Raw genomic sequence first — 15,505 nt, 5'->3', positions numbered from 1 at the left:
GGGTATCCTGTTTTATTTGCTTTTATGACTATGCTTTGTGCTCTGGCTTGCTTGTGTAGTACAATGGTTGGGATGCTTAAATGATAAGCAGAGTAAACGACGTTTTAATTATTGAGGAGGCAAAACCACGTATGTTATGGCACGAACTGACAATACATACCACAGAAGAAGCTGTGGAGATGATCTCGAATTTTTTGCATGAAGCAGGTGCTGGAGGGGTATCAATTGAGGAATCCGGTACTTTAAATAAAAAGCGAGATACGACGTATGGCGAGTTGTATGATGTTCCGCTCAATGATATTCCCGAAGGGTTCGCTGTCATTAAAGGATATTTTTCCGAAGGCACGGATATGGATGTCCTGAAAGCGGAGGTGAACCCCAGAATAGAGGAGCTGTCCGATTTCGGCATTGATGCCGGAGAGATTCGTTATGAGACACGTACAGTGGATGAAAATGACTGGGCTACAGCCTGGAAGCAGTATTTCAAGCCTGTTCGTATTTCGGATCGTCTGACGATCAAGCCTACATGGGAGGATTACACACCCGAGAGCGCAGAGGAGAAAGTTATCGAGCTGGACCCAGGAATGGCCTTCGGTACAGGCACACATCCAACCACAACGTTATGTCTGCGTACACTGGAGAAGGTTATTCAAGGCGGCGAGGAGATTATCGACGTTGGCACGGGCTCAGGCATTCTGGCCATCGGTGCGGTGCATTTGGGGGCAAAACATGTTCTGGCTCTTGACCTTGATCCGGTTGCGGTCACAAGCGCCATGGAAAACGTGGAGCTGAACAATATGCAGCAACAGATTACCGTCAAAGAGAGCGATCTGTTATCTGTTCTTGGAAGTCAGGACCCGGCTCTTGGCGTGAAGCTTCCAGTGAAAATAATCGTTGCCAACATTCTGGCCGAGATCATTTTGCTGTTTGTGGATGATGTGTACAACGCGCTGGAGTCTGGCGGTATTTATATCGTCTCGGGCATATGGAAAAACAAAGAACAGGTCGTGCATGATGCACTTGTGGCTGCCGGGTTTGAAGTTCGGGCAATAGAGCGTGAAGAGGACTGGCTGGCGTTTGAAGCCAGCAAGAGGTAGTCTATGGATTTCTTAGAGCGCTTTATCCGTCTTCCTCTTGATCAGCTGCCCTTCTTTCTAGTCACCATTCTAATTGCATTTACCGTTCACGAATTCGCACACGCCTATTTTGCCAACAAATTCGGTGATCCAACGGCGAAGCTGCTTGGAAGGGTCACGCTAAACCCGGTTGTGCATTTTGATCTGCTGGGTGTATTGCTGCTGGTTATTGCGGGCTTTGGATGGGCGCGTCCGGTTCCAGTGAACCGTGCCAATTTTGAGAAGCCGAGATTAATGGGGACCATCGTATCTGCCGTAGGTCCGCTCAGTAACCTGCTGCTGGCCATTATCGGTGCGATTATCTATGGGATGCTGTTTGGATCAGGCGTACTAGGGAACATTGGGAATGAGCGGGTGATTACTGCACTGATGATCTTCCTGCCGATGTTCAGCATAACGAACTTTTTCCTGTTTTTGTTTAACCTGATTCCGCTTCCGCCGCTGGATGGTTATCGCATTCTTGAGGATGTGCTGCCGCCATCCATTAGCCGCAAGCTTCAGGGTGTAGAGCAATGGTCGATCTTTGTGTTCCTGTTGATTCTGGTGATTCCACCGCTGCAGGCCGTTACAATTCAGCCGCTATATCTGTTTGCAACCGAGATGTACAAAGATGTTGCCGGTCTGATTATTGAATTATACCTTAAATAAACGAGCTGTTATTTAGACCAGAACGCTGGTCAGAAGCACATAAAAGTTGTATGATCAACTGTGGCGACTGGATTCTCGCCTGCCGTTTGACGGGGAGAATGCCAGTCATAACAGGAAAGAATGGGTGGACAGACATATGCAGCGATATTTTGTATCTGCAGAGCAGTTCAGTGAACATGCAGTGATCATTACGGGAGAGGATGCCCGTCATATCAGCAAAGTCATGCGCGGCAAACCTGGAGACAAGCTGATTGTCAGCGACGGAAACTCCAGAGAAGCGTTAGCGGCCATAGAAAGCATTGATGCAGGTGAAGTGAAGGCTGCGATTATCGAGCCGCTTGTTATGGATCATGAAGCACGAATCAAAGTAACCGTGGCACAGAGTCTGCCTAAAGGCGACAAGATGGAAACGGTCATTCAGAGATGTACCGAGATTGGTGCCGTATCGTTTGTGCCTTTTTTATCGGAACGTACGATTGTGCAATATGACGCCAAAAAAGAAGGCAAACGACTGGAGCGGTGGCGGAAGATTGCCAAGGAAGCTGCGGAGCAAAGTCATCGTAACCGTATTCCAACCGTTGAGCAGCCGCTTTCCTGGAAAGGGCTGTTATCTTCTTTTGGGGACTATGATCTGGTATGTTATTGTTATGAAAAAGAAAATGGCAAACAGCTGAGAGATGCGCTTCAGCCGTTTATTGCTAATCTTGCTCCTGATGCAGGGGCAAGGGTGCTCGTAGTTGTTGGACCTGAGGGCGGGTTTTCCGAGAAGGAAACGGCTCAGGCCGATGAAGCAGGTGCGGTATCCGTTGGACTGGGCAAGCGTATTTTGCGAGCCGAAACGGCGGGTATGGCTGCATTGACTTGTATTTTATATGAATCCGGAGAAATGGGGGGAATGTAATTATGCCATCCGTGGCGTTTTACACCTTGGGCTGCAAAGTTAACTTTTATGATACAGAGGCCATCTGGCAATTGTTCAAAAATGAAGGGTACGATCAGGTGGACTTCGATGAGCAGACGGCCGATGTTTATTTGATTAATACGTGTACTGTTACAAATACAGGCGACAAAAAGAGTCGTCAAATTATCCGCCGTGCGATCCGCCGCAATCCAGATGCGATTGTAGCCGTAACTGGCTGTTATGCACAGACATCTCCTGCGGAGATTCTGGACATTCCTGGTGTAGACCTGGTCATCGGAACCCAGGATCGGGATAAAATTTTGCCATATGTCAAAGAAATTCAGGAATCCCGTCAGCCTGTGAATGCGGTACGTAATATTATGAAAACTCGTGTGTTTGAAGAGATGGATGTACCGGATTTTGCGGATCGTACGCGTGCGTTCCTGAAAATTCAGGATGGCTGCAACAACTTCTGCACGTTCTGCATCATTCCTTGGTCTCGCGGTCTGTCTCGAAGCCGTGAAGCAAACAGCATCGTTCAGCAGGCACACCAGCTTGTGCAGGCGGGGTACAAAGAAATTGTTCTGACAGGTATTCATACAGGCGGGTACGGAGATGACATGGAAAACTATGATCTGACCGATCTGTTGTGGGATCTCGATAAAGTGGAAGGGCTGGAGCGTATTCGCATCAGCTCGATTGAAGCGAGCCAGATTGATGACCGGATGCTGGACGTTATCAAACGTTCGGACAAACTTGTTCGTCATTTCCATATTCCGTTGCAAGCAGGAGATGACACGGTGCTGAAGCGTATGCGCCGCAAATATACAACCGAAGAATTCTATAACAAAATGCTGCGTATCCGTGAGGCGATGCCGGATGTGGCGATTACAACGGATGTTATCGTCGGTTTCCCTGGTGAAACGGACGAAATGTATCGTAACGGGTATGAGCTGATGCGCAAAATCGGTTTTTCGGAAATGCACGTGTTCCCTTATTCCAAACGAACAGGTACTCCGGCAGCCCGCATGGAGGATCAGGTGGATGAGGATGTCAAAAATGCACGTGTGCATGAGCTGATTGACCTGTCCGAGCAGATGCAGCTGGAGTATGCGCAGAAATTTGTTGGACAAGTGCTTGAGGTTATCCCGGAGGGCGAAGCCAAAGGCCGCGAAGGCAGTGGCAAGCTGCACGGCTACAGCGATAACTACATCCAGCTGGTGTTTGATGGAACCCCTGATATGGTGGGGAAAGTGTGCCGTGTGAAGCTGACTGAAGCAGGGGCCAATGAAAGCCAGGGTACACTGGTTCGTGTGCTTGAAGAGAATTTGAAGTCTGCCGCGATGTAATCACGGCGTCATGAACAAGGATTTCATTTCCTTGGGGAGTTCACCCAGGGAGATGAGGTCCTTCTTTGCCAAGAAAAGAAATGAAAGTGGACGGGGGAGAACAACATGAACAAAAAAGAAATTTCGGCAGGCGGCGTAGTATACAGAACAGGGGAAGACGGTCAGCTTCAAATTCAGCTCATCATGGATCGTTATGGAAAGATGACACTGGCCAAGGGCAAAATGGAAGCCGGAGAAACCATCGAGCAGACCGCACTTCGCGAAATTCTGGAAGAGACAGGCATGGTAGGTCGTATTGTGGAGCCGATTGATATTATCGCCTATACGTATCAGCACGCCGAATTTGGACCGGTGGACAAGGAAGTACATTATTATCTTGTAGAGGCGGAAAGCGGCGACCTGCAGCCCCAGATTGAAGAGATCAAAGGTGTAGACTGGTACACGCCGGCTGAGGCATGGTCCAAACAACAGCAGGACGGATACGATAATAATGACGATATTTTGCGCACGGGCTTGAACAAGCTGGGCATTAACGTATAAACGTTTGATTTGAACACGCGTCACGTGTACATGGGTCATATGTAGACTCCTCCGTGTGGGTTAAGAGCCAATGCCGGTTTAAACCGAAGATGTTTTGGTTGACGGGGTGTGGACAGGTGTTTTTTTGTGCCAGATGGGCAGGTAGCAGAACGGTAAAGCCAGCAATGAGCTGATGATGTTAAAAAGGGTCTGGGCATGCGCAATCTGTGCCCCGTTGTCCGCTGACAGCCACGCCGAGGCGGCGTGCAGCTGGCCGATCAGCGGCATAAACAGCAGTGCTCCCGCAATGTTGAGTACAACATGGGAGGCTGCTACAAACTTGCCTGCGGAAGCCCCGCCCGCGGCTGCAATAACAGCGGTGATGCAGGTCCCGACGTTGGACCCGATCACAATGGCGATGCCGATCTCCACAGGCAATACTCCTGTGGCTGCCAGCGTAATCGCCATGCTGATGACCGCGGCACTGCTGTGAATCAGCGCGGTCAGGCACGCACCGGCGAGGAAGCCCCACCACAGGCTGTCCGCCGAGCGATCCAGAAACCACTGGAATACCCCCATGCTGCGCAAAGGAACAGCAATGGACTGCATGACCTGAATGCCTGTCATAACAAGGGCAAAGCCTGCTGTTGCCAGGAAGCTGAATTGAATATTCCCCAACGTATGACGAATACGTTCAGGCGCGTTCTGATTGCGTTCGACGAGGATAACAAATATAGCCCAGCCTGTAAGTGAAACTAGCAACAGCGGCAGGGCAGCCTGTCCAAGCTGGAGGCCGACCAGCTCTGTGGTAAGACACGTTCCGATATTGGTTCCAAGGATAATACCGAGCGTACGACCATACGAAATTAAACGTGCGTTAGCCAGTCCAATGGTCAGCACGGTCACGGCTGTGCTGCTCTGCAGCAGGGCGGTTGCTCCAGCGCTGAAGGCCATGCCCTTCCAGGGAGCAGAGGTAGCCCGGTTCAACCAGCCTGCCAGCATCGGCCCGGCCATGCGCTGAAGCGCTACTTCCATTAGCTTCATACCGCCAAAAAAAATAATAAGCCCATATAATAATGGCAACATGATATCCCTGAACATGATTACATCATTCCTCCCGTTCCGATTGCTTATCACTTATCCTATGAGAAAGTGGAGACAAGCATGACAAGGTAGAGAGGGAACATGAAACAAGCTGCCGGCAATCGTGAGCACGGTGGATAAATTCGTCTCGGGAGCGGTCTTTTCAAACTGCCAGCCCCCAATTCAAAAGATACGGTGATTCGTTCCCGGAGCGTCTTGCCGCTCAAGCCTATCTTTTCAACTAACTTACGAAAGAAGTGGATCAATCTTGTCATCGGTAATACTGGAACGCAGCCGCAAAAAACGGCTGGAACATGCACATCCCTGGATTTTTAAAAATGAAATTGCATCCGTCGACGGTAGCCCGGAACCGGGTGATATCGTCAACATCCTGAATCATCAGGGTCGCTACTTGGCGACAGGATACTATAACCCCGCTTCTCAAATTACCGTGCGAGTGGTTTCATATCAGCCGCTGGAATTTGAACAGATGGATACTGCCTTTTTTGCGGCTCGTTTCCGTGATTGCGTGCGTCACCGCGAGCGCTTCATTCAAGATGGCGAAGCCTATCGTCTCGTTTATGGCGAAGCGGATTTTCTGCCTGGCTTGATTGTAGATCGCTTTGACAGCATTCTTGTTGTGCAGATCCTTACACTGGGTATGGACCGCTGCCGTGAAGCCATTGTACAAGCCCTGATTGAAGTGATGCAGCCCGAGGGCATTTATGAACGTAGCGACGTGTCCATTCGGGAGCTGGAGGGTCTGGAGCAGGTCAAAGGACCTCTTTATGGAGAATGTCCGCGTCATGTTACAGTGACTGAAAATGGACTTCTCATTAAGGTAGACATCGTGGAAGGACAGAAAACAGGTTACTTCTTCGACCAGCGTGAGAATCGTGCGGCGATTGAACCGTTGATGAAAGGCTGGGGATATAAAAGTGGCATCACCCTGCAGCGGATCGAGCACGAAGGAACAGAGCAGCAACTGCCTGTGAACAAAAGTGGCAAAGTGGTTACGTTCCCGTATTGGGATGGTGCGACTGTACTGGAATGCTTCTCCCATACCGGCAGCTTTACGCTGAATGCTTGCAAATATGGAGCAAAGAAAGTAACGTGTCTGGATATTTCCGAACATGCCATTGAGAGTGCACGAACCAATGTGGAACTCAATGGCTTCACTGATCGAGTTGAGTTTGTGGTAGCGGATGCCTTCCAGTATTTGCGTGAACAGGTCAAAGGGCTGGATGAACGCAATGCACGGGCACGGGCCTCGGAGCAAAAGGTGGATACGTCCAAGGCGTTATCGAGTGCGGGTAAAACGTTTGATGTTGTCATTCTGGATCCACCTGCATTTGCCAAAACGAAATCGGCAGTCAAAGGGGCATGCCGCGGATACAAGGATATTAACCTTCAGGGGATGAAGCTGGTCAATGAAGGCGGATATTTGGTCACCGCCAGTTGCTCCTACCATATGCGTCCTGATCTGTTCCTCGAAACGATTGCGGATGCAGCCGAGGATGCAGGCAAAGTGCTGCGTTTGATCGACTGGAAAGCTGCAGGCAAGGATCACCCGCAAATTTTGGGTGTGGATGAAGGGCATTATCTGAAATTCGCTATTTTTGAAGTACGCAGCAAAAAGAATTAACAGACGTCCTTGTTTACATCAAGCTTGAAAACAACGGGGGCAAGTGAAGTATCATTCAGGTTAACAAGTCCGCAGTGGATATCGCTGAGGGCTTTTTGCCATTCTCGGAGATGTTCGCCGTTTATGGTGGATCGTGGCAAACGTACGTTCCGAATAGAGCAAGGTATGGTATACTGGGAATTAAAATCTTGTACGTGCAGTTTGGAGGATGACACATGTCCGTACGCTTTGTTATTGGCCGGGCAGGCAGTGGGAAAAGCACACTGATTACCCGGGAAATTACAACTCTGCTCCAACAGGAGCCGCAAGGTAAACCGTTGATTTTACTCGTTCCCGAACAGAGCTCATTTCGGACAGAGCAGGCTCTGGTGTCCTCAGGGGGAATAAAAGGCACGATGCGAGCCGAAGTGCTTGGCTTCCGGCGTCTGGCTTATCGCGTCATGCAGGAAGCAGGCGGCTCTGCTCGCATTCCCATTGGAGCCGAAGGCAAAAAGATGCTTTTATATAAAGTTCTGCAACGTCGCAAAGAGGAGCTCAAGCTGTTTGCTGCCTCGGGCAGCCAGCTCGGATTTATTGGGGAGCTGACTAATTTATATAATGAATTCAAGCGTTACGAGGTTCATGCTTCAGCACTGGAGGAGGGGATTTCGGAGTGGGGTATCTCATCTGCTTCGCCTATTCTGGAGGACAAGCTGCATGATCTCAGTCTGATCTATTATGACTATGAGAAGGAATTGACAAATTTATATATTGATGACGAGGACACGTTGAATGAACTGACAGGTCGTTTGCCGGAAAGCGCTTGGCTGCAAGGAGCCGAGGTGTGGATTGATGGCTTTCATGGATTTACGCCGCAGGAGCTAAGTGTGATTGGTCAGCTGATGCTTCAAGCCTCGTCTGTCACGATCTCGTTAACGCTGGATCGTGCTTACGAGCAAGGTATGTTGCCTGGGGAGCTGGAGCTGTTCTATCCAACGGCGAGCGCTTATGTACGACTTAAAGGCATGGCTGAACATTTGGGTGTGTCTAGCGATACAACGGTACTTCATGATGAAGTATTGCCGAGGTTTAAGGATCGGCCGGGGCTGGCACATCTGGAGGCCGGCTTTGACCGACGGGTTCGCTGGCGGAGTCATGGTGAGGATGCTGGCATACGATTGATCGCTGCCGAGAATCGGCGTGCCGAGCTGGAGGGAGCGCTGCGTGAAATGCGTCGTCTGGCGCAAGAGCATGGAGCAAGGTACCGGGATATGGCGGTGCTGGTTCGCGGTTTGGAGACATATGCCGATATTGCCGAGCCATTATTCAGGGATTACGATGTTCCTGTCTTCCTGGACCGAAGACGAAGTGAGCTTCATCATCCTTTATCTGAATTTATTCGTGCAGCACTGGATGTGGTTCGCCGCAACTGGCGGTACGAGGATGTTTTTCGCTGTGTCAAAACGGATCTTCTACTTCCGCTGGATGGTTCCATTACCCGTGAAGATATGGACCAACTTGAGAACTATGTGCTCGCTTGCGGCATCCATGGTTATCGCTGGACGGACGGGAAGCCGTGGAAGTATGTACCGAGCTTGTCTTTGGAGGATAACGGTCAGGAGGCTCGCAGCCGGGGACGTGATGCTGTATTATCACTGATGGAGAGATGCCGGAGTGTCATTATATCGGCGCTTGGCATGTTTGAGAAACGAATGAAAAAAGCCAAAACAGCTGCTGCTCAATGTGAAGCGTTATTCCTGCTGCTGGAGGATGCGGATATTGCACACAAGCTGGATCAGATGTCTGCTCAGGCCAAGGACAAGGGTGATCCTGAGCGTTCCAGAGAGCATCGTCAGATGTGGGGGGCTGTACTCGATCTGCTGGACCAGATGGTAGATATGATGGGCGATGAACGATTGGATATGCACTTATTCGCAGGCATGATGGAAACAGGACTGACCGAACTCAAGCTCGGGCTTGTTCCGCCTGCGCTGGATCAAGTGCTGTTTGGTTCAATGGATCGTACACGCCTGCGTGATATTAAATATGTGTTTATTCTTGGAGCAGTTGATGGAGAATTGCCGGCGGTTCCTCAGGATAGTGGTGTGTTAACGGAGCATGAGAGATCGTTGCTCACAGAGAGAGGTGTGAGTCTTGGACCTGGTGCAACGAGGCTTATGCTGGATGAACGCTTTCTGATCTACACGGCTCTGACAGCTGCCAGCAAGCAGCTATGGCTGAGCTATCCTGTAGCGGACGATGAAGGCAAGTCTTTGCTGCCTTCCGAGATTGTGCGCCATGTACGCAAAATGTTTGCATTACAGGAGCAACCTCTACTTTCGCAGCCGCCTGTTCTGGATTCGGAGACTGCGCACACCTCCTACGTTGTACACCCGGAGCAAAGTCTTTCCATGCTCATCGGGCAGCTGCGCAGGTGGCGTCGGGGTGAAGATATCCCTGAGCTGTGGTGGGCCGTTTATAATTGGCATGTATTGCGGGAGGCGAGCCGTCCACAGCTGGAAAGGCTGCTTGGCTCGATCTTTTACCGCAATCGTGCACTGCAGCTGCAAACCTCAACGAGCCGCAGACTGTACGGTACGGAGGTACGGACAAGTGTTTCGCGAATGGAACGGTTTGTAGCCTGTCCATTTTCTCATTTTGCTTCACATGGTCTGAAGCTTCGCGAGCGGCAGTTATACCGACTGCAGGCGCCGGATATTGGTCAGCTGTTCCATGCGGCTCTGAGTCAGCTGGCGATGCGTCTGCGCGAGGAGAATCGCAGCTGGGGCAGCCTGACACCGGAACAATGCCGTCAAGAGGCCGAGCAGACGGTGGAACAGATTGCTCCGCAGCTGCAGGGCGAAATTTTGCTGAGCACGAAGCGGTACGGGTATATTTTCCGCAAGTTAAAAGACATTGTCAGCCGCGCATCCGTTATTTTGGGAGAGCAGTCCAGACGAGGCAGCTTTGAACCGATTGGGCTGGAGCTGGATTTTGGCCCGGGCAAACCTTTGCCACCGCTTCGTTTCGAGCTGGAGAATGGTTGTGTGCTGGAGATTGTGGGTCGCATTGACCGTGTAGATGTGGCTGAAGGTGAGAATGGCCTGCTGCTGCGGGTAATTGACTATAAATCCAGCCAGACGGATCTCAAGCTTCATGAGGTGTACTATGGCTTGTCCTTGCAAATGCTCACCTATCTGGAGGTGCTGCTCAGCGCTGCCGAGGAATGGTTAGGAGAAACGGCGATGCCTGGAGGCACATTGTATTTCCATGTGCACAATCCGTTGCTGCAATCCGCAAACGGCATGACATCGGAACAGGCGGAGCAGGAGCTGCTAAAAAGGTTTAAAATGAAAGGCTTGTTGTTGGCAGACCGCGATGCTGTTGCCCAGATGGACCACACGCTGGACAAAGGGCACTCCGCGATTATTCCGGTGGCATTGAAGGCTGATGGAAGCTTCTACAGCAGTGCTGCTGTAGCGACGCCGGAACAGTGGGACACACTGCTTGCTGCCGTTCGCGGCAATATTCGCGAGATTGGGACCCGGATTACGGATGGGGATACAGCGATAGAGCCGTATCGTATACAACAGGAGGTTGCATGCACCTTCTGTCCTTATAAACCGGTATGTCAGTTTGATGAAAATATTGAAGGAAACGACTATAAACTGCTGTCCAAACCGGGCAAACAGCAAATCTGGGATATGCTGTCTCACAGCAGGGAAGGGGGAGCATTATGATGAATATGCCCAAACCGGAAGGCAGCTTCTGGAGCGATGATCAATGGAGTGCCATTGCGGAGCATGGGGAGGATATTCTGGTCGCTGCGGCTGCAGGATCGGGTAAAACGGCTGTTCTGGTTGAACGGATTATTCGCAAAATCGCGGACCCTTCCCAAGGGTTCAGTGTGGATCGTTTGCTCGTAGCTACGTTTACGAAGGCGGCGGCGGCCGAGATGAAGCAGCGTATTCGGGAGGCGCTGGAGCGCGCACTTGAAGAGCGGCCCGAGGAGGAGCATCTGCGGAGGCAGCTATCACTGCTCGGGCGAGCCTCCATAACAACGCTGCATTCCTTCTGTATGGAGGTCATTCGCAGGTACTATCAGCAGATTCCGCTGAATCCGGCTTTTCGTATTCTGAATGAAAATGAGGCTGAAATGCTTCGCCAGGAACTACTGGAGGAGCTGTTTGAGGAGAAGTACGGCGAAGAGGAGGAGGGCAGCACATTCCGCGAACTGGTGGACTGGTTCAGCGGAGAGCGAAACGACGATGCGATGCATCGGCTGGTGCAGCGTTTGTATGATTTCTCGCGAAGCCATTCATGGCCGGATCACTGGTTGATGGAGATGGCAGCGGCTTTTCAGGTAGAAAGCGTGGAAGCGCTGGGGCAAACGGCATGGGTACAGAGCATTTTACGTGACGCGGCTCTTGCGTTAAGGGGTGCCGCAGGTTTGCTGCGACAAGGGATTCAGATTTCACTGCAGCCTGAGGGACCAGCACCTTATGCAGAGACACTCAACGCGGATCTGGTCATGGTTGAAGGGCTTCTATCCGCTGTGGAAGTGATGCCTTGGGAAAGGTTGCCGGAGGTGTTCCAGCCTGCTGCATTTGGCAAGTTGAAGCCTTGTAAAAAGGATCAGACAGACCCTGGTCTGCAGGAGCAGGTAAAGGAGCTGCGGGAGACAGCCAAGAAGACAGTTACCGAGCTGAAAGCTTCTCTATTTGGCAGGAGTGCCTTCACCTTCTGGCAGGAGCTTGAGCAGGCCGCACCGCTTATGCAGGAGCTCTCCCGGCTGGTCAGTGCATTTGGCGAGCGTTATCGTCAGGCGAAGCAGGAACGTGGACAGGTTGATTTTAATGATCTGGAGCACTATTGCTTGCACATTTTGCGGCATGAGGATTCCACGCCTGAGCATTCGATGCCTTCCGATGCGGCGATGGAGTATCGTGCACGCTTTGACGAAGTGCTGCTGGATGAGTATCAGGATACCAATACAGTTCAGGAGGATATCGTCAGACTGATCTCCAGAGAGCGTCCGGGCAACCGATTTATGGTTGGTGATGTAAAGCAGAGCATTTATCGTTTTCGCTTGGCCGAACCGGGCCTTTTCATGAATAAGTACCGCAGTTACAGAGCGAATGCCCCTGGACATGAGGATGATCATGGAGAGAGCAGTACGCATGAGCAGACAGGAATGGGAAAACGCATTGATCTTGCCCGAAATTTCCGCAGCCGTGCTGAGGTTGTACATTCCGTCAACGTCATATTCAGACAGCTTATGAATGAAGGAGTTGCGGAGATTAGCTATGATGAACGGGCACAGCTGGCTTACGGTGCGTCATTTCCTTCAGAGACGATTGGAGGGGAAGCCTATACTCCTGAGATCATGCTGATTGATCGTCAAGGAAGCGGCCCAGATCTGACGGACGATACGGAGGAAGGGGCAGATGTAGCTTCGGCAGAATTGGAAAGTGCCGAGCTCGAAACAGCCCAACTGGAAGCGCGGGCCATAGCCCGTCGTATACGTGAGATGCTTGGAGAAACAGACAAGCCTGCTCTCAGTGTATATGACAAGGCTCTGCAAACGATGCGCCCTGCGCGTTATGGAGATATTGTTATTTTGCTGCGCTCGACCCTGATGTGGGCCCCGATGATGATTGAGGAGTTTAGACAGCAAGGCATCCCCGCTGGGGGGGAGCAGAGTAAAGGGTACTTTCAAGCTACGGAAGTAGAGGTCATGTTATCCCTGCTGCAGCTTGTAGATAATCCAAGACAGGATATCCCTTTAGCCTCCGTGCTTCGCTCTCCGATGGTTGGGCTGGATGAGGAGGAGCTTGCGCAGATCCGTCTGGGTCATCAAGGACAGTCGTTCTATGATGCCGTTGTATCAGCAGCTGGACCATGGAAGTCTGAAAAGAACGGGCATGGTCAGCATGCTGTAGCGGGTCAAGGCTCGAATGTAGACAGTGTGATCCAGATGCAGTGGCCGGAAGTGTGGTCAGGGCTGGAACAGGCACAGAGGGAATCAGCTGTTACCGCTGAAATGGAAGTCGACGCAGGAGAACAGGTAGAAGAGCATGCTCATATTCGCGAACAGGCCGAGGCGGTTTTCCATGTGGAGGAAGAGGGTTACGCGGCGCTACAGCGGAAGCTCATTCGGTTCATGCGTCAGCTGGAGCAGTGGAGACTGGAGGCAAGACAGGGAAGTTTAAGTGAGCTGATCTGGCGTATTTATCGGGACACAGGCTATCTGGACTGGGTTGGTGGACTTCCGGGCGGTCAGCAGCGTCAAAATAATCTGAAGGCTCTGTATGATCGGGCACGTCAATATGAAGAGGCCACGGCTAATCGCGGGCTGTTCCGGTTCCTCACGTATGTCTCCAGATTACGTGAGAATGGTGGAGATCTCGGCACTGCGGCGAGTGGCTCAGGTGAGCAGGATAATGTCGTACGAATAATGACGATTCATCGAAGCAAAGGCTTGGAGTTTCCGATTGTTTTTGTTGGTGGCATCTCCAAAATGTTTAATCAGCAGGACTTGCATGCACCATTTCTCATGCACAAGGAGCTTGGTTTCGGTCCGAGATTTGTGGATCGTGGCAACCGGGTCGCGTATCCGACTCTAGCCAATCTGGCGATCAGACGGCGGGCTCAATTCGAGCTGCTTGCAGAAGAGATGCGTGTATTATACGTGGCGTTAACCCGGCCAAAAGAAAAGATGATTCTGGTGGGTACGGTAAAGGATGCGGCTAAAAAGGCACAGGCCTGGTCTCAGGTTAAAGATAGCTCTGAACTGGCCTTGCCGGATTATTTGCTTGCTGCCGGACGCAGCTATCTGGACTGGATCGGACCAGCCTTGATCAGGCACCCTGACGCTGCTGTGCTGCGTGAGCTTGCAGGTGACCGCGACACTTATTCAGCTTGCCTTGCGAGTGATGAATCACGCTGGAGCATCTGGATTACTACTGCAGATCAGGTGTCACGTAATTTAAATACAGATCATGTACAGAGCGAAGACAGTGAAGATGGACTAAACGAATTGCGGAGAGAGCGCAAGGCAGCTCTGGAAAAGATGCAGCCAGTCACACTTGTAGATATAGTCCCAAACACGGATATTAATAGGCCCATTGATGCTGACAATTCGTATGATGTGGCTCCAGATGAGAAGCAGGCGCATGAGCAGGGCCTGTATGCGGCTGCTCCGCAAGACCTGCTGCGTGAGGTTGATCGGCGGCTTTCCTGGACTTATCCGTATGAATCGGCTTCCCAAGTAGCGGCAAGCACTTCGGTAACGGAGATCAAGAGCCTGCTCTCTGTTCAGGAGTATGCTTTGTATGACGTAATAGAAGAGATTCAGGAGCAGTCGATTAATGAAGAGATTCAGGAGCAGTTGATTAATGAAGAGATTCAGGGGCAGTTGGTAGAGGAAATACAGAATCAACAGGTTGAAGCAATACTGGAACAGCAGGATACAGTCGGTGCAGTTACGCAGCATATGCCGGAGACGAACCATTCATTCAAGTTACATTTACGTCGTCCCAAATTCATGGGGGAGAGACAGCTGACGGGTACTGAACGTGGAACCGTCTACCATACGCTGATGCAGCATCTTCCTGTAGATGGGAACGTTGTTGATACAGAGGTTGTTGAAAAAACCATTGCACGACTGGTCAACCTTCAGATTTTGCTGCCTTACCAAGCGCATGCGATAGACCGAAGCGAGCTGACGTCCTTTTTTGATACACAGCCAGGGAAAGAACTGCTCCATGCAGCATGGGTCAGAAGAGAGATTCCATTTACGTATGGCCTTCCGGCACATCAATCTCCGCAGGAGTGGATTCATGCACTGCATCAGAATGAGGAGCAGGAGCTCTTTGGTAAAAGCAATGACGTCAAGGCAGTGCTTGAGAACGAAACGGTGCTCGTAAGAGGTATTATAGATTGTCTCTATGAAGTGAATGGCGAGCTTGTGCTGCTGGATTATAAAACTGACCGGGTGCTGGAGCATCGTGGCGGACTGGAGCCGCTGGTTGAAAATTATCGCTTTCAGCTGCAGCTGTACGCACAGGCAATTAAGGATATATTGGGCCGCCAGGTTGACCATATATGGCTCTATTTTTTCGATGGTGGTCATGCGGTCAAATTGTAAAAAGAGCTTTTTCAGATTATGCGATTCATGTCTAGAGATGGATCTATACAAGGAACGATTGATGAACGGGCAGTAAACAAAAGCATTAAACAATAG

9 protein-coding genes are annotated in these 15,505 nt (G+C 50.9%); 8 read left to right on the top strand and 1 reads right to left on the bottom strand.

Features of this window, described 5'->3' with window-relative positions; translation table 11 throughout:
* Positions 1 to 131: 131 nt before the first annotated feature.
* The 5 genes from prmA to DFQ00_RS18700 all read left to right on the top strand — a co-directional run bounded on the left by prmA (position 132) and on the right by DFQ00_RS18700 (position 4,574).
* The gene (prmA, locus tag DFQ00_RS18720; RefSeq protein ID WP_110898006.1) at positions 132 to 1,097 is read left to right on the top strand and encodes a 50S ribosomal protein L11 methyltransferase; all 966 of its coding nucleotides are present in this window, start codon (positions 132 to 134) and stop codon (positions 1,095 to 1,097) included.
* Positions 1,098 to 1,100: 3 nt separating this feature from the next.
* Positions 1,101 to 1,784: a site-2 protease family protein gene (locus DFQ00_RS18715; protein ID WP_110898005.1), complete on the top strand. Its 684-nt coding sequence runs from the start codon at positions 1,101 to 1,103 to the stop codon at positions 1,782 to 1,784.
* Between the two features lie 136 nt (positions 1,785 to 1,920).
* Complete coding sequence (locus tag DFQ00_RS18710) at positions 1,921 to 2,685, top strand: RsmE family RNA methyltransferase (RefSeq protein ID WP_110898084.1); 765 nt, start codon at positions 1,921 to 1,923, stop codon at positions 2,683 to 2,685.
* 2 nt (positions 2,686 to 2,687) lie between these two features.
* A complete protein-coding gene (gene mtaB / locus DFQ00_RS18705; protein WP_110898004.1) occupies positions 2,688 to 4,034 on the top strand; it encodes a tRNA (N(6)-L-threonylcarbamoyladenosine(37)-C(2))-methylthiotransferase MtaB in 1,347 nt (448 codons plus the stop codon).
* Between the two features lie 105 nt (positions 4,035 to 4,139).
* Positions 4,140 to 4,574 (top strand): NUDIX hydrolase, encoded by a 435-nt coding sequence (locus DFQ00_RS18700; protein ID WP_110898003.1) that lies wholly within the window; start codon positions 4,140 to 4,142, stop codon positions 4,572 to 4,574.
* A 78-nt stretch (positions 4,575 to 4,652) separates the two neighbouring features.
* Here the strand turns inward: DFQ00_RS18700 and DFQ00_RS18695 are convergent, their stop codons facing one another.
* Positions 4,653 to 5,654 carry a Na/Pi cotransporter family protein gene (locus tag DFQ00_RS18695; protein ID WP_110898002.1) on the bottom strand — a complete coding sequence of 334 codons (1,002 nt, stop codon included), beginning with the start codon at positions 5,652 to 5,654 and terminating at the stop codon, positions 4,653 to 4,655.
* 250 nt (positions 5,655 to 5,904) lie between these two features.
* Here DFQ00_RS18695 and DFQ00_RS18690 point away from each other — a divergent pair, with 250 nt between their 5' ends.
* The 3 genes from DFQ00_RS18690 to addA all read left to right on the top strand — a co-directional run bounded on the left by DFQ00_RS18690 (position 5,905) and on the right by addA (position 15,409).
* Positions 5,905 to 7,281: a class I SAM-dependent rRNA methyltransferase gene (locus DFQ00_RS18690; RefSeq protein WP_110898001.1), complete on the top strand. Its 1,377-nt coding sequence runs from the start codon at positions 5,905 to 5,907 to the stop codon at positions 7,279 to 7,281.
* Between the two features lie 215 nt (positions 7,282 to 7,496).
* Positions 7,497 to 11,000: a helicase-exonuclease AddAB subunit AddB gene (gene addB, locus DFQ00_RS18685; protein ID WP_110898000.1), complete on the top strand. Its 3,504-nt coding sequence runs from the start codon at positions 7,497 to 7,499 to the stop codon at positions 10,998 to 11,000.
* On the top strand, positions 10,997 to 15,409 hold the full coding sequence (gene addA / locus DFQ00_RS18680) for a helicase-exonuclease AddAB subunit AddA (protein WP_110897999.1): 4,413 nt from the start codon (positions 10,997 to 10,999) through the stop codon (positions 15,407 to 15,409). The genes addB and addA overlap by 4 nt, the downstream gene beginning before the upstream one ends.
* Positions 15,410 to 15,505 lie beyond the last annotated feature (96 nt).

The sequence above is a fragment of the Paenibacillus barcinonensis genome, from assembly GCF_003217495.1.
In the GTDB taxonomy this organism is placed as follows: Bacteria; Bacillota; Bacilli; order Paenibacillales; family Paenibacillaceae; genus Paenibacillus; species Paenibacillus barcinonensis.
This window is presented reverse-complemented; position numbering and strand designations above follow the sequence as displayed.